At 48.7% G+C, this 22728-nt stretch carries 16 protein-coding genes and 1 pseudogene; 15 read left to right on the forward strand and 2 right to left on the reverse strand.

The window, feature by feature from the left end; genetic code table 11:
* The first annotated feature begins 2 nt into the window (after positions 1-2).
* The 7 genes from lpxD to tilS all read left to right on the forward strand — a co-directional run bounded on the left by lpxD (position 3) and on the right by tilS (position 9227).
* Positions 3-1028 carry a UDP-3-O-(3-hydroxymyristoyl)glucosamine N-acyltransferase gene (gene lpxD, locus JFT56_RS06500; protein ID WP_198782869.1) on the forward strand — a complete coding sequence of 342 codons (1026 nt, stop codon included), beginning with the start codon at positions 3-5 and terminating at the stop codon, positions 1026-1028.
* A 31-nt stretch (positions 1029-1059) separates the two neighbouring features.
* On the forward strand, positions 1060-1524 hold the full coding sequence (gene fabZ / locus JFT56_RS06505; protein WP_198782870.1) for a 3-hydroxyacyl-ACP dehydratase FabZ: 465 nt from the start codon (positions 1060-1062) through the stop codon (positions 1522-1524).
* On the forward strand, positions 1521-2291 hold the full coding sequence (gene lpxA, locus JFT56_RS06510) for an acyl-ACP--UDP-N-acetylglucosamine O-acyltransferase (protein WP_198782871.1): 771 nt from the start codon (positions 1521-1523) through the stop codon (positions 2289-2291). Before fabZ ends, lpxA begins: the two co-directional genes overlap by 4 nt.
* A 114-nt stretch (positions 2292-2405) precedes the next feature.
* Positions 2406-3563 (forward strand): lipid-A-disaccharide synthase, encoded by a 1158-nt coding sequence (gene lpxB / locus JFT56_RS06515; RefSeq protein ID WP_198782872.1) that lies wholly within the window; start codon positions 2406-2408, stop codon positions 3561-3563.
* Positions 3563-4192, forward strand: coding sequence for a ribonuclease HII (gene rnhB, locus JFT56_RS06520; RefSeq protein WP_198782873.1), 630 nt, complete (start codon positions 3563-3565; stop codon positions 4190-4192). Before lpxB ends, rnhB begins: the two co-directional genes overlap by 1 nt.
* Positions 4193-4309: 117 nt before the next feature.
* On the forward strand, positions 4310-7783 hold the full coding sequence (gene dnaE, locus JFT56_RS06525; RefSeq protein WP_198782874.1) for a DNA polymerase III subunit alpha: 3474 nt from the start codon (positions 4310-4312) through the stop codon (positions 7781-7783).
* A 61-nt stretch (positions 7784-7844) separates the two neighbouring features.
* Entirely contained in the window at positions 7845-9227 is a 1383-nt protein-coding gene (gene tilS, locus JFT56_RS06530; protein WP_198782875.1) for a tRNA lysidine(34) synthetase TilS, read from the forward strand.
* Between the two features lie 105 nt (positions 9228-9332).
* On the opposite strand, the gene JFT56_RS06535 is transcribed toward tilS, so the two are convergent.
* Complete coding sequence (locus JFT56_RS06535) at positions 9333-10223, reverse strand: GGDEF domain-containing protein (protein WP_198783509.1); 891 nt, start codon at positions 10221-10223, stop codon at positions 9333-9335.
* 170 nt (positions 10224-10393) lie between these two features.
* On the opposite strand from JFT56_RS06535, the gene JFT56_RS06540 reads away from it, so the two are divergent.
* Complete coding sequence (locus JFT56_RS06540) at positions 10394-12340, forward strand: monovalent cation:proton antiporter family protein (protein WP_198782876.1); 1947 nt, start codon at positions 10394-10396, stop codon at positions 12338-12340.
* A gap of 115 nt (positions 12341-12455) precedes the next feature.
* Here the strand turns inward: JFT56_RS06540 and cspE are convergent, their stop codons facing one another.
* On the reverse strand, positions 12456-12665 hold the full coding sequence (gene cspE, locus JFT56_RS06545; protein ID WP_011790010.1) for a cold-shock protein: 210 nt from the start codon (positions 12663-12665) through the stop codon (positions 12456-12458).
* A 604-nt stretch (positions 12666-13269) separates the two neighbouring features.
* Here cspE and JFT56_RS06550 point away from each other — a divergent pair.
* The 7 genes and pseudogenes from JFT56_RS06550 (at position 13270) to mak (ending at position 22575) form a co-directional block, all read left to right on the forward strand.
* Entirely contained in the window at positions 13270-15093 is a 1824-nt protein-coding gene (locus JFT56_RS06550) for a DUF885 domain-containing protein (protein WP_198782877.1), read from the forward strand.
* Positions 15094-15308: 215 nt separating this feature from the next.
* Positions 15309-18530: a DEAD/DEAH box helicase gene (locus JFT56_RS06555; RefSeq protein ID WP_198782878.1), complete on the forward strand. Its 3222-nt coding sequence runs from the start codon at positions 15309-15311 to the stop codon at positions 18528-18530.
* A 44-nt stretch (positions 18531-18574) separates the two neighbouring features.
* A complete protein-coding gene (locus JFT56_RS06560; protein ID WP_198782879.1) occupies positions 18575-19336 on the forward strand; it encodes a phosphatase in 762 nt (253 codons plus the stop codon).
* Positions 19317-20291 (forward strand): annotated as a pseudogene (locus JFT56_RS06565) (SDR family oxidoreductase); the annotation flags it as partial. The gene JFT56_RS06560 and the pseudogene JFT56_RS06565, both read left to right, overlap by 20 nt.
* Before the next feature lie 38 nt (positions 20292-20329).
* Positions 20330-20566, forward strand: a complete 237-nt coding sequence (locus tag JFT56_RS20085) for a pentapeptide repeat-containing protein (RefSeq protein ID WP_420136022.1) — start codon at positions 20330-20332, stop codon at positions 20564-20566.
* A 219-nt stretch (positions 20567-20785) separates the two neighbouring features.
* Positions 20786-21589, forward strand: a complete 804-nt coding sequence (gene cysQ, locus JFT56_RS06570) for a 3'(2'),5'-bisphosphate nucleotidase CysQ (RefSeq protein ID WP_198782881.1) — start codon at positions 20786-20788, stop codon at positions 21587-21589.
* Positions 21590-21657: 68 nt separating this feature from the next.
* Positions 21658-22575, forward strand: a complete 918-nt coding sequence (gene mak, locus JFT56_RS06575; protein ID WP_198782882.1) for a fructokinase — start codon at positions 21658-21660, stop codon at positions 22573-22575.
* Positions 22576-22728 lie beyond the last annotated feature (153 nt).

The raw sequence follows: 22728 nt of genomic DNA on the forward strand, positions 1-22728 counted from the left end.
AGATGAAAAGTGTGACTTTAAAAGAGTTAAGCCTGTTATTGGACGGCGTGATCCAAGGTGATGATACGTTAGTGATAACCAGCGTAGCGACCCTAGAACATGCCAAAGCGGGTCAAATCTCTTTTTTAGCCAACAGCAAATACCGTGCTCAGCTTGAGGCAACTCAAGCGAGTGCGGTGTTATTGTCGGCTAAAGATGCGCAGGACTATCAAGGTACTGCATTAATCGTAAAAGATCCGTACGTGGGCTTTGCCCGTGTTGCCCAGTATTTAGACACTACGCCTAAGGCGGCCTCGGGTATTCATCCTTCGGCACAAATTGACCCTTCTGCCCAGCTAGGGGAAGGCGTGTCTATCGGTGCCAACGCTGTTATTGGGGCGAATGTTATCCTCGGTGAAAATGTGCAGATTGGCGCAGGCACTGTGATTGGACAAGATGCCATCATAGGTTCAAACACTCGTCTGTGGGCGAATGTGACTGTGTACCATGATGTGCAACTCGGTCAAGATTGTATTATCCATTCGGGCGCCGTATTGGGTTCCGATGGCTTTGGTTATGCGAATGAGCGTGGCCAGTGGATTAAAATCCCGCAAACGGGCGGTGTGCGTATTGGCGATCGGGTTGAGATTGGCGCGAATTCAACGGTAGATCGCGGAGCATTAGGCCATACCGAGATCCACAGTGGCGTGATTATCGATAACCAAGTGCAAATTGCCCATAATGATATTATCGGTGAGAATACCGCCATTGCGGGCAGTACCACCATTGCGGGCAGTGTCACTATCGGTAAATATTGTATTATTGGTGGCAATAGTGCTATTGCGGGCCATTTGTCCATTACCGATGGTGTGCATATTTCCGGTAGTACCAATATTACCAGTACAGTGCGTGAGCCCGGTTTATACTCTTCTGCCACTGTGGCAATGGACAATAAACTTTGGCGTAAAAACACAGTGCGTTTCCGTCAATTAGACGAGCTGTTTCAGCGCGTGAAGACGCTTGAAAAAAATTTAAAAACACCAGATTAATTGCCCCAAGGCAATTTGAGGAACAAGGTTCGTGTCTAATCAAATGAACACTATGGATATTACGGAGATCCTTAAGTATCTGCCCCATAGATATCCATTCCTATTAATCGATCGCGTTTTAGATTTCACCCCAGGTGAGAGTCTGCATGCGATTAAAAACGTGACGATTAATGAGCCCTTCTTTCAGGGGCATTTCCCGATCCAGCCAGTGATGCCTGGCGTGCTGATTTTAGAAGCGATGGCACAGGCGACAGGTCTACTTGCTTTTAAGACCATGAGCGACGACGTGCCGCCTCCGGGCGTGCTGTATTATTTCGCCGGTATCGACAATGCGCGTTTTAGACGTGTGGTTGTGCCTGGTGATCAAATCCATTTTGATGTCAAAATGATTAAAGAGCGCCGCGGGATTGGCGTCTTCTACGGTGAGGCCAAAGTGGATGGTGAAGTGGTTTGTTCCGCTGAAATCATGTGTGCCCGCAGAGAGATTAGTCAGTGATAGATACATTAGCGTTTGTGCATCCCGATGCAAAAATTGGTAAAAACGTCACTATCGGCCCATGGAGTTACGTGGGCGCGGGTGTCGAAATTGGTGACGATTGTTGGTTAAGCTCCCACGTAGTGGTGAAGGGCCCAACGGTTATCGGTAAAGGCAACCGTATTTTCCAATTCGCCTCCGTGGGTGAAGAATGCCAAGACAAAAAATACGCTGGCGAACCGACACGCCTTATTATTGGCGATAACAACGTTATCCGTGAGCATGTGACTATTCACCGCGGTACGGTTCAAGATAACAGTGAGACCCGAATCGGCTCGAATAACCTGTTTATGAACTATGTGCATATCGCACATGACTGTGTGGTCGGCAGTAATGTGATTCTGGCGAACAATGCGTCAATCGCCGGCCATGTGCATGTGGGTGATTGGGCCATTTTAGGTGGCATGACGGGTGTACATCAGTTTGTGCATATCGGCGCCCATGCTTTTACCGCTGGATACTCTTTGATCTTGCAAGATGTGCCGCCTTTTGTGATGGCATCGGGTCAACCGGCCATTCCGCGCGGTTTAAATAGCGAAGGGATGAAGCGCCGCGGTTTTTCTAAGGAAAGCCAATTGGCGGTTCGCCGTGCCTATAAAACCTTATACCGCAGCAGCTTAACGGTAGAAGAAGCGATTGAAGCCTTAGCTGAAGATGCACAGAACGATGAACAAGTGAAATTGCTGCTTGAATTTGTTAAATCGTCGAGCCGTGGCATTATTCGCTAACTCGATGAATGCATAAAAAACAAAAGGGCATTTTTATGCCCTTTTGTTTTATGGGCTTGGAATGATGTTTTTTACCTCATCCACTGTCATTAATTCATAAGATGTGATTGGTTTATGAGCAATAAAACTCCATTAGTGTTTGCCATGGTTGCCGGAGAACTCTCGGGCGATATTTTAGGTGCAGGTTTAATGGCTGCGCTGCAAAAGACCCATCCCGATGCGCGCTTTGTCGGTATCGGTGGACCTCGCATGGAAGCCCTAGGCTTCAAATCCCTGTTTGCGATGGAAGAACTCGCCGTGATGGGCATTGTTGAAGTGCTATCCCGTCTACCTCGCTTATTAAAAGTGCGGTCATCCTTGATTAAAGAGATCACCGCACTTAAGCCCGATTGCTTTATCGGTATAGATGCACCGGATTTTAATATCGGCCTCGAGCTTAAACTTAAAGCGCGCGGTATTAAAACTGTCCATTATGTGAGCCCATCCGTGTGGGCGTGGCGCCCTAAGCGTATTTTTAAAATCGCCAAGGCGACCCATATGGTGTTGTCATTGCTGCCCTTTGAGAAGGCCTTCTACGATCGGCATCAAGTGCCTTGTACCTTTGTCGGCCATACCTTAGCGGACGATATTCCCTTTGAGAGCAATAAACTCAATGCTCGTCAGTTGCTGGCGTTAGATCCCGATGCCGAATATTTGGCTATTTTGCCGGGCTCCCGTGGCGGAGAGTTAAAACAATTAGCCGAGCCCTTTGTCAAAGCGGCATTATTGATTAAACAGAACTTCCCCGATATTCGTTTTGTGACGCCGTTGGTGAATCAAAAACGCCGTGAGCAATTTGAGCAAGCCTTGAAGGATTTTGCGCCGGATCTGGAAATTCACATGGTCGAAGGCCAATCTCGGGAAGTGATGGCCGCCGCCGATGGCATTTTGCTCGCATCTGGCACCGCGACCCTAGAGGCCATGTTGGTCAAGCGTCCAATGGTCGTGGCGTACCGCGTGAGTCCATTAACCTACCGTATCGCCAAGGGCATGATGCAGGTAGAGCGTTTTTCGTTGCCAAATCTCTTAGCGGGTAAGGAGTTGGTGCCTGAGCTTATTCAAGACGATTGCACCCCAGAGAAGATTGCCGCGGCGGTGACGGTTGAACTTAACCGCGATTTTGCACCGCTTAAAGCGGAGTTTGAGCGGCTCCATAGGATGCTTCGTTGTGATGCCAGCCAAAAGGCTGCCGAAGCCGTGCTTGCGCTCGTCGACTCGAAGGAGACCAATTAGTGGCTGTCTTTAAACTGTTAACCGACTCCGATATTAGGGCCTTTTCGCAGGAACTCATTGCCGGTGTCGATGAAGTGGGCCGTGGCCCCTTGGTCGGCGATGTCGTGACTGCGGCAGTGGTGTTAGATCCCAGTAAGCCCATCAGTGGACTCAATGATTCGAAAAAGCTCAGTGAGAAGCGCCGCGAAGCGCTGTTCGATGAGATTTGTGAAAAGGCCCTGTGTTACCACGTTGGCCGCGCAACCCCGGCAGAAATCGATGAGCTTAATATTCTACACGCCACTATGCTCGCCATGCAGCGCGCCGTAGCTGGGCTTAACATCGCGCCTAAGCTGGTGTTAGTAGATGGTAATCGTAGCCCAGCGTTTAGCCACAATGGCCTGTCAATTGCCAGCCATAGCATCATTAAAGGGGATGGTTTAATTGCCAGCATCAGTGCGGCGTCGATTATTGCCAAAGTGACCCGTGATCGTGAGATGGACGCGCTCGATGCCGCTTATCCCCAATACGGTTTTGCCAAGCATAAGGGCTACCCCACTAAGGCGCATTTTGAGGCCATTGCCCAGCATGGCGTTTTTGACCAATATCGGAAAAGTTTTAAACCCGTCAAGGCATTACTGGAGGGCTAACGCGTATTTTTACGCCATAGTCCCAGTTATCCAGCAAAGTCACTAGCCCTAGGTGCATGACTTTGCTAGTCTGCTTTTTAGTTATTGTTAACCTGCTATCCAAAGATAATCCTAATTATGTCCGATCCTCGTTTTGTGCATCTTCGTGTCCACAGTGACTTTTCTATGTCCGATGGCGTAGCCAAAGTTAAGCCTATTCTTGCCCAAGTTGAGGCATTAGGCATGGCTGCGGTGGCATTAACCGATCAAAACAACTTCTGTGGTTTAGTTAAATTTTACAGTGGTTGCCATGGCGCGGGGATTAAACCTATTATCGGGGCCGATTTTTGGATGCAAGTGCCTGGGTTTGAAGGTGAATTATGCGCCTTAACCATAATTGCGATGAACAATGTCGGTTATCAGAATCTGACCCAAATTATCAGTCAGGCCTATTTGCGTGGCCAAGTGGCGGGGCGAGTGGTGATAGATCAAGAGTGGCTTGTCACCTATAACGAAGGGATTTTATTGTTATCGGGCGCCAAAGAGGGCGATCTCGGTAAGGCGCTGCTTAAGGGCAATGGCACTCAGGTCGAATCCCTATGCGAGTTTTATCAAACCCATTTTAACGATCGTTATTTCCTCGAGCTTATTCGTACGGGTCGTGCCGATGAGGAGCGTTACCTGCATATGGCGGTGGCCCTAGCGCAGGAGAAGAGCCTTCCAGTGGTCGCGACCAATCAGGTGGTGTTCCTCAAACCTGAAGACTTCGACGCCCATGAAATTCGCGTCGCGATCCACGATGGTTTTACCCTTGCCGATCCCCGCCGCCCTAAAAAGTACAGTGAGCAGCAATATTTACGCAGTGAAGATGAAATGTGCGAGCTATTCGCCGACATTCCTGCCGCGCTGTCCAATACGGTGGAAATTGCCAAGCGTTGTAATGTGACTATACGTTTGTACGAGTATTTCCTGCCTAACTTCCCCACGGGGGATATGTCTATCGAAGACTTCCTCGTGGATTGCTCGAAGAAGGGCCTAGAGGAACGGCTCGAGTTTTTATTCCCAGATCCCCTGGTGCGCGCCGAGAAACGTGGCGAATACGATGAGCGCCTCGATATCGAGTTGCAAGTGATCAACCAGATGGGCTTCCCGGGTTACTTCTTGATTGTGATGGAGTTTATCCAGTGGGGTAAGGACAATGGCATCCCCGTAGGACCGGGTCGTGGTTCGGGTGCGGGCTCACTTGTGGCCTATGCCCTTAAAATTACCGACTTAGACCCATTGGAATTCGACCTGCTATTCGAGCGATTCCTCAACCCTGAGCGGGTTTCTATGCCCGACTTTGACGTCGACTTCTGCATGGATAGACGTGATGAGGTGATTGATCATGTGGCCGAGCTATACGGCCGTGATGCGGTGTCGCAAATTATCACCTTCGGTACTATGGCGGCAAAAGCGGTTATCCGCGACGTTGGCCGCGTGCTAGGTCATCCCTATGGCTTTGTTGACCGCATTTCAAAACTCATTCCGCCAGAGCCCGGGATGACGCTCGCTAAAGCCTTCGAGGTCGAGCCTGCGCTGCAGGAATCCTACGACGCCGATGAAGACGTAAAAGATCTTATCGACATGTGCCGTAAACTCGAGGGCGTGACCCGTAACGCGGGTAAACACGCGGGGGGCGTGGTGATCGCGCCGACTAAAATCACCGATTTTTCGCCCTTGTACTGCGATGCAGAGGGTAAAAACCCCGTCACTCAGTTCGATAAGAATGACGTTGAAACTGCGGGTTTAGTGAAATTCGACTTCTTGGGGTTACGTACTCTCACTATTGTCGATTGGGCGCTGGAGATGATCAACAAGGTGGAGGTCAAAAATGGCCGGCCGCCAGTACGCATTGAAGCCATTCCGCTTGACGATCCGGCCTCGTTTAGATTGCTGCAACGCTATGAAACTACTGCGGTATTCCAGCTTGAATCCCGGGGTATGAAGGATTTGATCAAGCGTCTGCAACCCGACTGTTTCGAAGATATGATCGCACTGGTGGCCCTGTTCCGTCCCGGCCCTTTGCAGTCGGGCATGGTGGACAACTTTATCGAACGTAAGCACGGCCGTGAGGAAGTGTCATACCCCGATTCCCAGTATCAGCATGAGTCCTTAAAAGAACTGTTATCGCCAACCTATGGCATTATCTTGTATCAAGAGCAGGTAATGCAGATAGCGCAGGTGTTGTCGGGTTATACCTTAGGCGGCGCCGACATGCTGCGCCGAGCAATGGGTAAGAAAAAACCCGAGGAGATGGCTAAGCAGCGCAGTATCTTTAAAGAGGGCGCGATTAAAAACGGGGTCGACGGCGATCTGTCGATGAAAATCTTCGACTTAGTGGAAAAGTTCGCCGGTTACGGTTTCAACAAATCCCACTCCGCCGCCTATGCCTTGGTCTCCTACCAAACCCTGTGGCTAAAAACCCATTATCCTTCCCAGTTTATGGCGGCGGTAATGTCTGCGGATATGGATAACACAGACAAAATCGTCACCCTCGTCGATGAGTGCGATCGTATGGGGCTCCCCCTGATCCCACCCGATGTGAATAAGGGCCTGTTTAAATTTACCGTCGATGATGAGTTACGCATTGTTTATGGTATCGGCGCCATTAAAGGGGTGGGAGAGGGGCCGGTTGAATCGATTTTAGAGGCGCGTAAGGATGGTCCTTTCGTAGACCTATTCGATTTTTGTGCTCGTATCGATTTGAAAAAGCTCAATAAGCGCGTGATTGAAAAACTGATCTGCGCCGGCGCCTTAGATACGCTCGGACCACACCGCGCCGCTATGATGGCCACTTTGCCCGAGGCGATGCGCGCCGCCGATCAACACGCCAAGGCACAGGCTATCGGGCAGCACGATATGTTTGGCTTGCTCAACAGTGAGCCAGAAGACAGCAAGCAACAATTTGTTGAATGCACACCATGGCCAGATAAAATTTGGCTCGAAGGCGAGCGTGAAACCTTAGGTTTGTATTTGACCGGTCATCCGATCAATCAATATTTAAAAGAGCTTAAGCACTACACCTCCGGCCGTTTGAAGGATGTGCATCCCACTGAGCGGGGTAAAACCGTCAAAGCGGCGGGCCTAGTGGTGGCGACCCGCGTGATGCTGACTAAGCGCGGCTCTAAAATGGGCTTACTGACGTTAGACGATAAGAGTGCGCGTTTAGAAGTGATGCTCTTTACCGAAGCCTTCGAGAAGTTTAATCATTTGCTCGAAAAAGACCGGATCCTGATCTGCGAAGGTGAGGTGAGCTTCGATGATTTTGCGGGCGGTAACCGTATGACGGCGCGCAATATTATCGATATTGGTGAGGCGCGTAGCCATTTCGCCAAGGCCCTCGAGGTTGACCTCGACGCGGCGCAGTTAACCCCAGCTATGTTAGACAGTATTGAGCAGGCAATGGGCCCATGGCGAAACGGTGCTGTGCCAGTGCTCATTAATTACAGTCAAACTCAGGCTAGGGGACAGTTTAGATTAGCCGACAGTTGGCGGGTCAATCCTAGCGATGAATTGGTCTTTGCCCTCGAAACCTTACTCGGCCCCAACAAAGTGCGGATTGTGTTTTAAAGTGATTAATGGGCCTTTGGCTTAAGGCCCAGATTTATAACGTATTATCAAAGGATAATCGATGTCAGTCCCCGAACTCTGTGCCCATATCAGTGGCTTTTTAGATTCGCTTAAGATCAAAGCGGGTTGTAAGTTAGTGTTGGCTTACAGTGGCGGAGTCGATTCTGAGGTGCTTGCCTTTGGCCTTGCTGAATATGCTAAACAGCATAGCGAGTTTAGCTACCAACTTATTTATGTCCACCATGGTCTTAGCCCAAATGCCGACGCTTGGGCGCAGCATTGTGTCACCAGAGGGAGCTTCTATGGTCTGCCTGTCACTATTGAGTCTGTGACGTTGGAACTCGGTGCTAGGGTGAGTGTAGAGGCCGAGGCGCGGCGCGCTCGTTACCTTGCCATTGAACAACACCTCGGGGCCGAGGATTATTTGCTGACGGCGCACCATGAGGACGATCAACTCGAAACCCTCTTGCTGGCGCTTAAGCGGGGCCAAGGCCCTAAGGGACTCGCGGCCATGGGGCAAATTCAGCCCCTAGAGAAGGGGACTCAAATTCGGCCATTATTGGATGTGAGCCGTGTCCAGATTGAAGAATTTGCTCACCATCATGGCTTAACCCATATCGAAGATGAAAGTAATCAAGACGATAAGTTCGACCGCAACTTTTTACGCCTTGAGATTATTCCCCGTTTGAAGGCCCGTTGGCCGAGTATTGCCACTACTGCGAGCCGCAGTGCGTTTCTGTGCGCAGAGCAGCAAGCCATAGTGGATAGCACTGTTAGTGAGCATTTACCCCAGTGGCTCACTAAGGCCACTTTTAGCCAACAAACTGTGTTTAATCTTGAAGGGTTTGCGGCGCAGACACCCCGCTGGCAATCGCTATTATTACGTGGCTTTATTGAATCACAGGGATTTGCACTACCTTCTTTGGTACAACTCAACCAAATTATCCATCAGCTACTGAGCGCTAAAGAAGATGCAAAGGTACAGATCCGCATTGGAGATTGTGAGCTGCGCCGTTTTGCCAATCAGCTGTATGTGTCGCGCTTTACGCCCCCTAAAAAGCTCATCAATACTCACATTGTGATCCCAAGTGATAGTCTCAAACCTTTGATAAAGGCGGAGTCTGACTCGCTTTGTATCGCCTTGCCACAGGGAGAACCGTTGCAATTGAGGCTCGGCTCCTCAGGGCCGCGGCTGCGTTTGCCCCTGCCCGATGAAGTTGTGAGCGTTCGATATCTATTGCCGGGGCAACTGCGCTGCCATCCCCATTATCGTAGTAAGAGACGTGAGCTTAAAAAATTACTGCAGGAATCCGCTGTCCCACCTTGGCTGCGTGGGCAGATAGGCTTTCTTTTTTACGGTGAACAGTTAGTGATGGCGCAGGGATTGTGGATTGAAAAAGCATTTTGTGTTGCAGGCGATGGGGTGGGTATAGTGTTTGCTTGATGCGAGTGGGTGACGCTTGTTAATTCAAGGTCTTAAGTTCACTCTCTAAGGGGTAAATGTTCTAAAGGCTAAAAGTTAACGGCAAATGAGCATCCCTGCCCGCCACTAAGATAATTGTTCTAGGTTAAGTTGGTAACCATTTCGACCGGATGCTTTCGCTCGATATAAGGCTTTATCGGCCAGTTCATAGACCTGTTCGGCCTCTAATGCCTCCCCCGATTCCGCAGCGCCTAAGCTGCAACTGACGCCAAATTGGTCGAAGCTATTGTGTTGGTTTGTGGCTGTGACTATGCGCTCGCACAGTAATCCCGCCGCGTGAATATTCCCCTGTACTATGATCACAAACTCATCGCCACCGATGCGAAACGCCTGATCTGTGTTGCGTATTGTGCTGCGAATAATGTCGCCAAATTCCTTAAGAATATAGTCACCGCACTTATGCCCATGCCTATCGTTAAGTTGTTTGAAGTTATCTAAATCCAACACAATAAGCGATACCGAGCCTTGTTTTCGATGGGCTCTGGCGATGGCATTTTTAAGGCTTTGGGTATAGTAATGCCGATTACCTAAGCCCGTCAGCGAGTCAAACATGGCTTGCATCGACATTTCTTGGTATTGCATGGCATTGAGCAAAGGCTGAAGCAGCAAGGATTCTATTTCTTGCAGCATGAGCTTTTGTGAAGGCGTGAGCGGCGTGAGCAACTGATAGTGGAGATTGAGCTGCATCCCGCCATTGAGTAATTGGCGTTTAAGGCTAATGCCATAGCGTTTTCCCCAACTCAATCTATATTCATCATTGGTCAGACGTATCCCTTGAACCGGCAGGTATTGTCCCAGCACTTTGCCATAACAGGCAAAGACTGTCCTCGGATCTAAGCTTGCATGCAGCTGCTGGATCACTTGCACTAGGTCCAGTTGCTGCGCACTCGAGCTATATGCCTCTGTGGGATAGTGGTATTCGTCAGGATACAAGCTTGTCGCTAGGCCAAAATCCATCATTATTACTCCAGCAAAGAGAATTGCGGTACGTCATTTGACTTACGTAAAGCAATTTCCATGCCGCAATCATTGTTAATATAATTTGTCTTTGTTTGTCATTCGGTTAAGCTTAAAGCTCGTTGAGGTATTTTTGACGCGCCAGCAATTTGACAGGGGTTATCGAGTCCATGGAACACGGTTTCTTGATCCAAATTTTACTCATGTTAGTGATTGCTATTGTTGCTATTGCGCTGCTTAGACGTATGGGGCTGCCTGCCATTTTGGCCTATTTATTGACGGGCGTGGTCAGCGGTCCAAGTGGTTTCCACTGGTTTACTCAACAGCAAATGCAGTCGGTGGCCGAGCTCGGAGTGGTGCTGCTTATGTTCACTTTGGGACTTGAGTTTTCAGTCCCTCGACTTTGGGCGATGCGCAGAACGGTATTTGGCCTTGGCTGCGCCCAAGTTGTGGTCACTACCTTGCTGACTATGCTGGTGGCCTTACTCTGTGGACTCCATTGGATTGAAGCCTTAGTCATAGGCGCTGCGATTGCCCTGTCATCCACTGCGATAGTGCTTAAATTGCTTAACGAGCAGGGCTGGCTTAGGCGTCGCCACGGTGAGCTTTCTGTCAGTGTGTTGTTATTTCAAGATTTAGCCGTTGTTCCTCTGCTCATTCTGCTGCCCTTGCTCGCGAATAATGATGAGCCCTTAATGCTAGCGGGCATAGCTTTTGCCCTGCTTAAAGGGATTTTGGCATTCTTTTTATTGATGGCGTTTGGCAAGTGGGCATTGCCACGACTCTTCGATGAAGTTGCGCGTTCTCGCTCCAATGAACTCTTTGTCCTATCGACACTGGTGGTGGCCTTAGTGACGGGGGCATTTACCCAATGGTTGGGGTTATCTATGGCCCTTGGCGCATTTATGGCGGGGATGCTCTTAGGCGAGAGTCAATATCGGCGGCAACTCGAGGCGGATATCAGGCCGTTTCGCGATCTACTCATGGGGCTGTTCTTCATTTCTATCGGCATGATGCTGAACTTTGAGTTAGTGATGCGTTTTTGGTGGCAAATATTGCTGATCCTATTGGCGGTTGTGCTAGGTAAAGCATTGATTATTCATGGACTGCTACGGCTTATCGGCGAGCCATTTCGCATTGCGTTGAGCACGGCAATGAGTTTGGCTCAGGTCGGTGAATTTAGTTTTGTCGTATTAGCCCTTGCCGTTAATTATCGGCTTTTAGACACGGAAATCAGTACTATGCTCGTCATGGTCGCCGTGCTGTCGATGAGCATTGCCCCTTGGTTGGTGCGCCATAGTGTCGATATTGCAAAATGGATGTTGGGGATACGCCAATCACAGCATAGGGATGATCTAGTGCCTATCGTGACAGATGATCATGATTTGGTTGTTATTTTTGGCTATGGACGGGTGGGGCAGACCATAGCCCGATTTTTAAAAACGGAAGCCGTACCCTATCTTGTATTAGATCTTGACCCTACAAGGGTTTCCGAGGCTCGCCGAGGGGGGGAGCCCATTTACTTTGGGGATGTGTGTAAAAGAGCGATCCTCAAGCAGGTGGGGATCAAGAGGGCAAAGATGATCGTGATTACCTTTTGCGAATCCCGTAGTTTAGAAGAGGCATTACCCCTGTGTAAGCTGCTTGCTCCCGATGCAAAAATATTAGTTAGAACCCGTGATGATAGCGATTTAGAACAACTGCAAAAGGCGGGCGCCAACCAAGTGATCCCCGAATCCTTAGAGGGGAGCTTAATGTTAGTGTCCCAAGTGTTGCATCAGTGCGGGGTGCCACTAGCGCGGATATTAAAGCGCTTGGAATCTGAGCGGCGTAATCATTATCAATTTTTACATGGCTTTTTTTCGGGAGCTGAAACTGACTTCACCTTAGAGTCGCTGCATGCGGTATCGCTGCCCCGCGGTGCGGATGCCGTGGGTAAGATGGTGGCGGATATTGATTGGGCTTTGCTGCGGGTTGAGCTAAGGGCAATACGTCGTGGCGGGGCTGAGGTGGAGCATCCCGGACAGGATTGGATTTTCAGTGCAGGGGATATTTTGCTGGTGGTCGGTAAACCCCGAAGGCTTGAAAAAGTCGAAGCCAAACTCTTGCATGGCTAATGGTTAGCGGCTGTTGAGGGATGAAAATACAGATATAAAAATGCCGACATAATGTCGGCATTTTTGTCTGCAATTTGCTATTCGATTAATCTATCCCTTGCGAGATAGTGATTAATTACAGAACAACAACGTTCGCAGCTTGAGGACCTTTTTGGCCTTGTTCGATATCAAAAGAAACCTTTTGACCTTCACCAAGGGTTTTAAAGCCTTCTGAAACGATTGCGCGGAAATGAACGAATGCGTCAGCGCCACCATTGTCAGGAGAAATAAAACCGAAACCTTTTTCTTCGTTAAACCATTTAACTACACCAGTAGTTTTAGACATGAATGTCTCCAAAATTTTCAAACAAAATAATTCGCAATTATGCGGGAACTTAGCCAGAAATAGAATTATTTACATTGATGATAAGTTATGAGTGGAAAGCTTCATGACAGCAAACAAAATACAGGGTGCAGCGAAGGTTTTCAAAAACATAATATTGCTTATAAATAGGTCTGAATCACAGGCCGGAGTGCAGATTAACACACTCTGACCTTTTGTATAGTTTTATTTTTAATCTCTGGCTTCCCTAAGGGGGGACTTTTAAAAGATATTGAAAATAAAATATTTTTTAACTGCACGTATTCAACTAGATAGGGTTATTTCACCCTTTAATAGGCTTGAATAAATAAGTTTTAGTGCTCAAAAAAAATTCTCTTAAATGGCAGCTTAAATGGCGGGACATACTACGGACATATTGCAATGATTGGTTACGTTATTAAATTGTTGCTTAAATGTGCTGATGATATTATCGCTGCGGAGTAGGGCGTTTGCTGCTCTAGTTAGTGATTACACATAAGTGATTTCACATCAGTGATTGCACATTAATGATTACGTAGGTTATAGCCCACAGATTGGTTGTCAGATCATAAGACATGGAGACTTAAGTTTGAAAACAGTATTAAAACGAATAGGACTCGGTAGTTTAATTGTAGTCTTGCTTTTGAGTGCCTTAGCTGCACATGAATGGTTTGCGAAGAAACCCTTTTTCTTTCGTGCATTTTTAGACCGAAGTGTTGTCCAAATGGCGTTTGAGAGCCCTGAAACCTTAACTTCTCTGGGCTTCTTAGAATCCTTTGGGATCACAGGGCATAATGCACTGTTAGATGATAATAGCCCCGCGGTTATGGATAAAACCTTTGCCCAAGTGCGGGTGCTGCGGGATACATTGCTGAGTTATCAAAATACGGATTTAGATGAAAATCAACGCATCTCTAAGGATATCGCCCTCTATCTGGCCGATTTTGCCCTCGCAGCCGAACCCTATCGTTACCATAATTATCCACTGAATCAGCTGTTTGGTGTGCAAAATGGTTACCCCAGCTTTATGCAAGCCCAGCATCAGGTTCATTCGGTCGACGATGCTGAAAACTACCTTGCCCGTCTGCAATTAGTGCAAACTAAATTTGCCCAAACCATGGAAGGGCTCATTCTGCGCGAATCTAAGGGCATTATTCCGCCCAAGTTCGTGATTGAGCGGGTACTGACCGAGATGATGGATTTTGTCGCGACCCCGATTCAAGACAATATTCTTTACAGTTCATTCAAAACTAAATTGGCTGAAACGGATATCAGTGCCGATGAGCAAGCGCGTTTATTGGCTGCGGCTGAAGCGAACATAAAAGCTTACGTGCACCCTGCATATCAATTATTTATCGATTACTTTACCCAGTTACAAGCCAAAGCGGGAACGGATGACGGTTACTGGGCGTTGCCTAAGGGCGATGTTGCCTATGAGCAGTTACTGAAGTTTTTCACCACGACTAACTACAGCGCCGATGAGATCCATGACAAAGGACTTGCTGAGGTAGACCGTATTCAGAGCGAGATCATGACTATTTTAGCCGCCCAGGGTTACGATGTGAGTCAAGGTTTCTCGGTTGCGATTGAAGCATTGGCCGCCGATCCTAAGTTTTACTACGAGGATAGCGATGCGGGTAGGGCGCAAATTCTCGTCGATTATCAAGGGATCCTCGATGAAGTGAATGCGGGACTCGGTGATGCCTTCCGTATTCGTCCACAAGCGGGCATGGAAGTGGTGCGTATTCCTGAATTTAAAGAGAAAACGGCGCCAGGTGCCTATTATCAACAGCCCGCCATTGATGGCAGTCGCCCCGGTCGTTTCTTCGCTAACCTCTATGATATCAAGGCGACGCCTAAATATGGCATGCGCACTTTGGCCTACCATGAGGGTATTCCTGGGCATCACTTTCAAATAGCCGTTGCCATGGAGTTAGAAGGTCAGCCGCTTATCCGCAAGATGGCGCCTTTTACGGCCTATATTGAGGGTTGGGCACTCTACAGTGAGCGTTTAGCTTGGGAGCTGGGTTTCCAAAATGATCCCTTTGATAATATCGGTCGATTGCAGGCGGAGCTGTTCCGCGCTGTGCGTCTAGTGGTCGATACAGGTATTCACCATAGCCGTTGGACCCGTGAGCAAGCCATTGACTATATGAAGAAAAACACTGGGATGTCCGACCGTGATGTGACCGCTGAAATTGAGCGCTATATAGTGATGCCGGGCCAAGCGACGGCCTATAAAGTCGGGATGATGAAAATTCTAGAGTTAAGGGAGAAGGCTAAGTCGGCACTTGGAGATAAGTTTAATTTGCGGGATTTTCACGATGTTGTGCTTAAAAATGGCGCTGTGCCGTTAGATATTCTGGAGAAGCTCGTTGACCGTTATATCGCGGAAACGAAAAGTAAAACCTGATAATTAAGCTTTTTTAGCTTCTCTTTTTTGCGGTTAGTTCCCCGTCCGATACCTTCGAGTTACCGCTTTTGGTGGCTCGAAGGTATGTTCCCATTGCTGGGGTTCTGGCTTTCCGCCAATGCTTTCAATACAATCCCAATCACTCATTATTAAATGCCCGCGAGCAATAGCGCGCTATTGCCCCTATGGCTATATGTCGTTTCAAGGTTTTGCTGATGAATCGCTTGTCCCCCCAAGAACCTATCCAATTGACTCAAAGTGCTATCGAGTCATTATTCACTCCGCCAACACTGATGCGCGCCCGTGATTATGTGATGAAAGGGCGAGTGATAAGTGCAAAGGCCAACGCCGATTTTCGCCATATTGAGGGACAAGTCAGTGGTACGGAGCGAACGCCCTACCGTCAGGATATTCGCCTCTTCAGCGTTAACCATAAATTGATTATGAATGGCTTTTGCTCCTGTCCTGCGACTGGGCATTGCAAACATATTGCCGCCGTACTTTACAGTTTACTCAGTGATAAAACCGTTGAAGATCAACGTATCGCCCAGTGGTTACATTTACTTGATGAGGCCGATGATCCTAAGCTTTATGAGGTTGAACAGCTCTATGAGGATAGGGTGCTCTATGTGCTTTCGAAGGATGACAACGGTGTTTTTATCGAGCTACGCCGCGGCAAACTAGCCAAGAATGGGGCTTATAGCAAGGGCTCTAAAATAGCCCTATCCGATGTGCAATATTTTATGCCCGCCTGGATCGGGGCCGAAGATGTGCTCATTCTCAACCTTATTATGTCTACCCGCCGTCACGGCGCCTCTCGCCTGTATTTAAAGGCACAATTAGGGGCGGTGGCCCTCGATAAAATGCTCGCAACCGAGCGTTGTTTTTGGGAGGAAAGTCGAATAGCCCTGAGCCGAGGAGAACCCGTAAGCCCGACATTTATTTGGAATGACATAGATAACGAGCATAAACAGATGCAATTGGTGCTCGTGGGTAAGGATAACTGGGAGCTTATTCCCACAGAGCCGCCAGCCTATATTGAACTGGATTACTTCCAGATTGGGCCTGTAGAAACAGACATTGGTATTGATAAATTAATGCTGTTAAATCATATGCCGCCTGTACCTAGCTCGCAGATTGAAACTGTGAGTCACAAGCTGATAAAACATTTTTCCGTTGAAACTGTGCCAACCCCCCTTGCGATTGATTTTGTCGAACTGCGCGCGCCCTTACAGATCCGGTTAACATTAACGTCATTGGCGTTACCTGAGTTTACTCTGGTGCAGCCCTTCCTGTTGCTGGAGTTTGTCTATCAGGATGTCGTGCTGGGTGGTCGTTATATCGATGAAGCACTCTCTTTAGTCACTCAGGGAGGGAAAACTTACCAAGTTGCGCGGCAGCTCGCATTGGAAAAGGATGCGATTGATTGTTTGATGGGCTTAAACTTCGTTGAACTCGCCCCTTCTTCTCTCCCCAATAGCGCTAGCTTAACCAGTCTGTGGAGTTTAGGCCCTGTACCCGTGGCAATTAAACAGTGGTTACAGTTTATCGAACGATGTATCCCCATCTTGGAAAGCAGGGGTTACCAAGTGTGTTATGCCGATAATTTTAACCTAAATGTGGTTGATACTCCGTTGGCGATTGAACTGGATGACTCCCAGGAAGGTTGGTTTTCCCTATCGCTCAATGCGGATATTGATGGGCAAAGCATTCCCATGTTGCCCCTCATTGCCACTTGGCTTAAACAGCATGGCGAGCCCGCGGATCATGCGGAATTGTTGCTCCCAAGCCCAAATGGGACTTGGCTAAAGGTTAAAGCCAGTGTGATCAAGCCATTAGTGAGCATTATTTTAGAGTTATTCGATGGACATAGGGGCAACAGTGTCGCTTTGCCTAAATATCGCGCCCATCTACTCAATGACTTTGCTGAGAGTGATATTCGGCTGCTCAATGGCCAGCGAGTCCTTGAGTTAGCGACAAAGCTCGAAAACTTTAATGGCGTAGTCGAGGTCGCAGTACCTGACACGCTAAAGGCCACGTTGCGCCATTATCAGCAGCAAGGGTTAAATTGGCTTTGTTTTTTAAAGGAATATCAGCTCGGTGGTATCTTAGCTGACGATATGGGACTCGGTAAAACGGTTCAAACCTTAGCCTTTTTGCTCAAGCAGCGGGAATTTGGCGCTGCGGGGGCGAGTCGCGGGCCGAGCCTGATTATTTGCCCCACCAGTTTAGTGGGCAACTGGGCCAAAGAGGCCGCAAAATTTGCCCCTTCGCTAACGCTGGTGGTGATCCACGGTGCCCAGCGTAAACCTTTGCTCGAGCGCTTAACCGAATACGATATAGTGGTGACGACATATCCATTAATGGTGCGGGATAATGAATATTATCAGTCACATAATTTTGAACATATCATACTCGATGAAGCCCAGCAGATAAAAAATGCCCAAGCGAAAGTGACTCAAATCATCAAAGAATTGCAGTCGCCCTTTAGACTATGTTTAACGGGGACACCGCTGGAAAATCACCTCGGCGAGCTAAAATCCTTAATGGATTTTTGTTTACCAGGCCTCTTAGGCACAAATGCCTTTTTTAACAAATCCTTTAGACACAGCATCGAGCGTTATGGTGATAGCGAAAAGGCTAAGATATTAAGCCAGCGTATCGCCCCCTTTGTGCTGCGCAGAACCAAAGATCAAGTTATCACCGAATTACCGGCGAAGACGGAAATTACCCAGACCTTAGAGCTTGAAAAGGATCAACGCAATCTCTACGAGAGCATCCGCTTAAGCATGGAGAAAAAGCTGCGGGATCTGTTTGCGACCCAGGGAGTTGGGAGCAGCCATATCGAGTTTTTGGATGCACTGCTCAAGTTGCGTCAGGCCTGCTGCGATCCGCGCTTGGTGAAGCTAGAGCAGGCGCAAAAGGTGAAGAATAATGCTAAGTTAAACTGGCTTACTCAAAATTTACCCGAGATGGTGCAAGAAGGGCGTAAGATCTTAATTTTCAGCCAGTTTACCAGCATGTTGACCCTGATCGAAGCCGAGTTACAGTCCTTAAATATGGATTACAGTAAGCTCACTGGGCAGACTCGCTTGCGCCAAGCGCAGATTGATAGGTTTCAGGAGGGGAACACGCCCGTCTTTTTAATCAGTTTAAAAGCGGGTGGAACTGGGCTTAACCTCACAGCCGCCGATACGGTTATTCACTACGATCCTTGGTGGAATCCCGCCGCGGAAAAACAAGCCACTGACCGCGCCCATCGCATCGGCCAAGAAAAACCCGTATTTGTATATAAATTGATTGCCGAAGGAACTGTAGAGGAAAAAATCCAAGAAATGCAGCAACATAAGCAAAGTTTGGCGGACAGTATTCTCGAGGGCAAAGGCAAGGGAACATGGCAAGGCAGTGCCGAAGAGTTGTTGTCACTGTTTAGCTAATTCTAATGTATTTAATTGGTTGAATTATCTGGCAGAGGTGAACCATGCAGTACCAAGTCGACACTCATACCCATACCGTGGCATCGAGCCATGCGTACAGTACCATTCACGATTATATTGCCGTGGCCAAGCAGAAGGGCATTCGTTTGTTTGCGACCACTGACCATGGGCCAGCCATGGCCGATGCGCCGCATTTTTGGCATTTTGTGAATTTAAGGGTGTTGCCCCGCATGGTGGATGGCGTCGGGATTTTGCGTGGTATTGAAGCCAATATCAAAAATATCGACGGCGAGATTGATTACTTTGGGGATTATTTATCCCAGCTCGATATAGTGCTCGCGGGATTTCATGAACCAGTTTATCCGCCCTCGGATAAGGCAACCCATACAGAGGCGATGATCAATACCATCAAAAGCGGTAAGGTCGATATCATTACCCATCCGGGGAATCCTGCTTATCCCATAGATATTGAAGCCGTTGCCCGCGCCGCCGCCGAATATGGCGTGGCATTGGAAATCAATAACTCCTCCTTTGAGGTGTCCCGCAAAGGCAGTGAAGCCAACTGCACCGCCATTGCTCAGGCGGCAAAGGAATTTGGAACTATTTTGGTTATGGGCTCTGACTCCCATGTGGCCTTTAGTTTAGGGGAGTTTGGCTGCGCTAAAGCCATTATCGATGCAGTGGCTTATCCCGAATCTCGCTTACTGAATCGCAGCCCCGGGGCATTGCTGGCCTTTTTAGCTGGCCGCGGCCATCAAACCGTTGCCGATTTGGTAGCCCTTTTTAATGATAACAAGGGTAAATAAGCTCTTGGCTAACCATGGGAATACCACGGCTAATGGGCCGCAAACCGTGCTTATCACGGGGGCCGATAGCCAACTCGCTAAGGCGCTGCAACGTAGGGCCAGCACTATTGCCCAGGCATTTAGTACTCAGGCATTTAGCACTCAGTCATTTAGGTTAATTCCCCTGACGCGAGAGCAGCTTGATATTAGTGATGCGTTGGCGGTCGCGAAGGCATTTGGCGAATATTGCCCCGATTGGGTCATCAATTGCGCCGCCTATAATGGGGTAGATGACGCCGAACGTGAGCCAGAACTCGCCTACAGGGTTAACTCACTCGGCCCTGAACTTCTTGCTAAACAATGCGTTAATCTCGATGCACGTTTAGTACATATCTCCAGTGACTATGTCTTTAGTGGCAAGGTGTTTAGCGGAGAAGGGATTAGTGGCGAAGGGGTTAGCCGTAAAAGGATTAGTAACGACGCCTTTGACGGCGGTGCAGTGAGCTTCGAGGCCAGTCAGCTGCAAAAAATATCTCCCTACCTAGAAACTGACTCGCCTTCGCCTCTGTCCGTTTACGGTAAGAGCAAATTGGCGGGCGAGGATGCGGTACTTAGACTGCTAGGTGAGCGCGCCATAGTGATTAGGACCGCTTGGCTCTACGGCCAAGATGGGCATAATTTTGTCAAAACCATGCTTAAGCTGATGCAAACCCAAGCGAGCCTAAATGTGATTGACGATCAAATCGGCTCGCCCACTTGGAGTGATGCGCTGGCGTACACTGTGTGGCAGTTGATCCTCAAGCAGGGACAGGGGTTGTTCCATTACGCGGGCCTTGGTGAATGCAGTTGGTATCAATTTGCCCGGGAGATCCAGCGTCAAGCACTTCAATTTAAGCTGTTAACCCAGCAAATTCCCCTAGTGCCAATCGATAGCGCAGGCTATGCCGCTAAGGCTTTGATGCAGGGAAAATCCCTTGCACTAAGGCCTAGCTACAGCGCACTTTGCAGTGAAAAATTGCAGCATTTTATCGCTATGCCAGAGCTGCAGACACAACACTTACCGACTCGCAATTTACTGGCACCCAATTTACTGGCACCCAATTTACAGACTCCCAATTTACAGGAGCATCAAGACCCTCTTATGTCGATAGCGTGGCAGGATTGGCGGCAACAGCTCAAGGCTATGCTGCAATCACTCTAGTCTGTGCATGTGAATCTTGTCGTGCGCCGCGATTCCCCATTTTGGCCTGAGTTAACATCTGTGAATACGAATGCAGCTGTACTTACGGCTCTTTTCAGTCGGTTGGGCTTGGCTTAGACTCGGGTAGCCTAAGTGCTTTTGCCCTTGGCCTAATAGGTGTCAGTGATTTTCTTAGTCTATTTTGCTCGATGTATGATGAATTTGTTCTTAATTTTCAATCTATGGCGGTGGCATAATGCCAAGATACTCAACGGATAAAGGACATCGAAATGACAGATAAGACGACAGTGGCGACCCTTACTAAGCAAGATTTGCTGGCGGTGGTGCAGATAGCCAAAGCCGCTGGCGAGGCCATTATGACGATTTATGGTCAAGAGGACTTTTCCGTAAGCCATAAGGGGGATAATAGCCCTGTGACGGCAGCCGATATTGCCGCCCACAGGGTGATTGTGGCATCTCTGGCCGAGCGATTTGTGGGTATTCCCGTGATGTCCGAAGAGGCCGCCGAAATCAGTTGGGATGAACGCAGGCAATGGGACACCTATTGGTTGATCGATCCCTTAGATGGCACCAAAGAGTTTATTAAGCGCAACGGTGAGTTTACGGTCAATATTGCTCTTATTCATCAAGGTGTTGCAGTAGCTGGTGTTGTATATGCCCCCGTGTTGGACACTTATTATTATGGTGCAAAACATTTGGGTGCTTGGCGGCAAAAAGCAGGGCTGGAAAGCCCATTAATGGGGGCGAGCCACCCACGGCAGACGCCAATAGTTGTCGGCAGTCGTTCGCACTTGAGTCCTGATATCGCCGAGTATTTGCAGCGTTTGGGCCCGCATCAAATGTTAAGCGTGGGCAGTTCTTTGAAGTTCTGTATGTTGGCAGAGGGGGAGGCCGATCTCTACCCTAGATTAGGCCCGACTAGCGAGTGGGACACGGCCGCAGCACAGGCCGTATTGGAAAGCGCAGGCGGAAGCGTCGTCTGTTATGACTCTGGTTTACCCTTAACCTACAATCAAAAACCAGAAATATTAAACCCTTACTTTATTGCCACAGCCCCTGGCTGGGTAGCATAACGATAACGATGGATCGAGTGCGGCATATTCACTCGATAGCATGGCAAGATAAAATTGGAGAGCGATTCATGATACGCATGGGCATCGATTTAGGCGGAACAAAAATAGAATTAGTGGCCCTAGGCGAAGAAGGCAATGAGCTATTTCGCAAGCGTGTCACGACACCGCGTGACTATCAGGCAACCCTTAATGCTATTGTCGATTTAGTCAATGAAGCCGAAGCAACCTTAGGTGAAAAAGGCACTGTGGGGGTGGGAATTCCCGGGGTTATTTCCCCCTATTCAGGTTTAGTTAAAAATGCCAATTCCACTTGGATTAACGGCCATCCGCTCGATGTGAATTTAGGTGAACTGCTTGGGCGTGAAGTGCGTGTCGCCAATGATGCGAACTGCTTTGCGGTTTCTGAGGCGGTCGATGGCGCAGCCGCAGGTAAATCTGTGGTATTTGGCGTGATTATCGGTACGGGCTGCGGCGCTGGTGTGGCGATTAACGGTAAAGTCCATGCTGGCGGTAATGGGATCGGCGGTGAGTGGGGACACAACCCACTGCCTTGGATGGCCAAGGAGGAGTTCAACACTACTCGCTGTTTTTGTGGTAACCCAGACTGCATTGAAACCTTTATTTCCGGTACGGGTTTTGTCCGCGATTATAATGCGGCACTCGAGACTGCGGGCAACAGCCGAGCGCCCGCTAAATCGGGGGCTGATATTATGTTATTAGTCGATCAACATGATGATATCGCCGTCGCGGCCTTTGATCGCTATATGGATAGGCTAGCCCGATCACTAGCCCATGTGATTAATCTGCTCGATCCCGATGCGATTGTGCTGGGGGGCGGCATGTCAAATGTTGAGGCGATTTATCCCAAATTACCTGCCTTATTAACCCGTTATGTGGTTGGCCGTGAATGTCGTACCCCAGTGGTCCAAAATCTTTATGGCTGCTCATCGGGCGTTCGCGGCGCCGCTTGGTTATGGGAAAAATAATCCCTGCGAATGCATTTCCCGTGTTGATTTTTTTACCATCGCCCAGCGTAATGCTGGGCGATGCGTTTATGGCACTTTTGATGCTATGATGGCGCTTTTTTGAGGGGGCTTGGTATGGATATCCTGTTTTGGGTCAAAAAAGTGGTTTCTCAG

This window comes from Shewanella putrefaciens, from assembly GCF_016406305.1.
GTDB lineage: Bacteria > Pseudomonadota > Gammaproteobacteria > Enterobacterales > Shewanellaceae > Shewanella > Shewanella putrefaciens_C.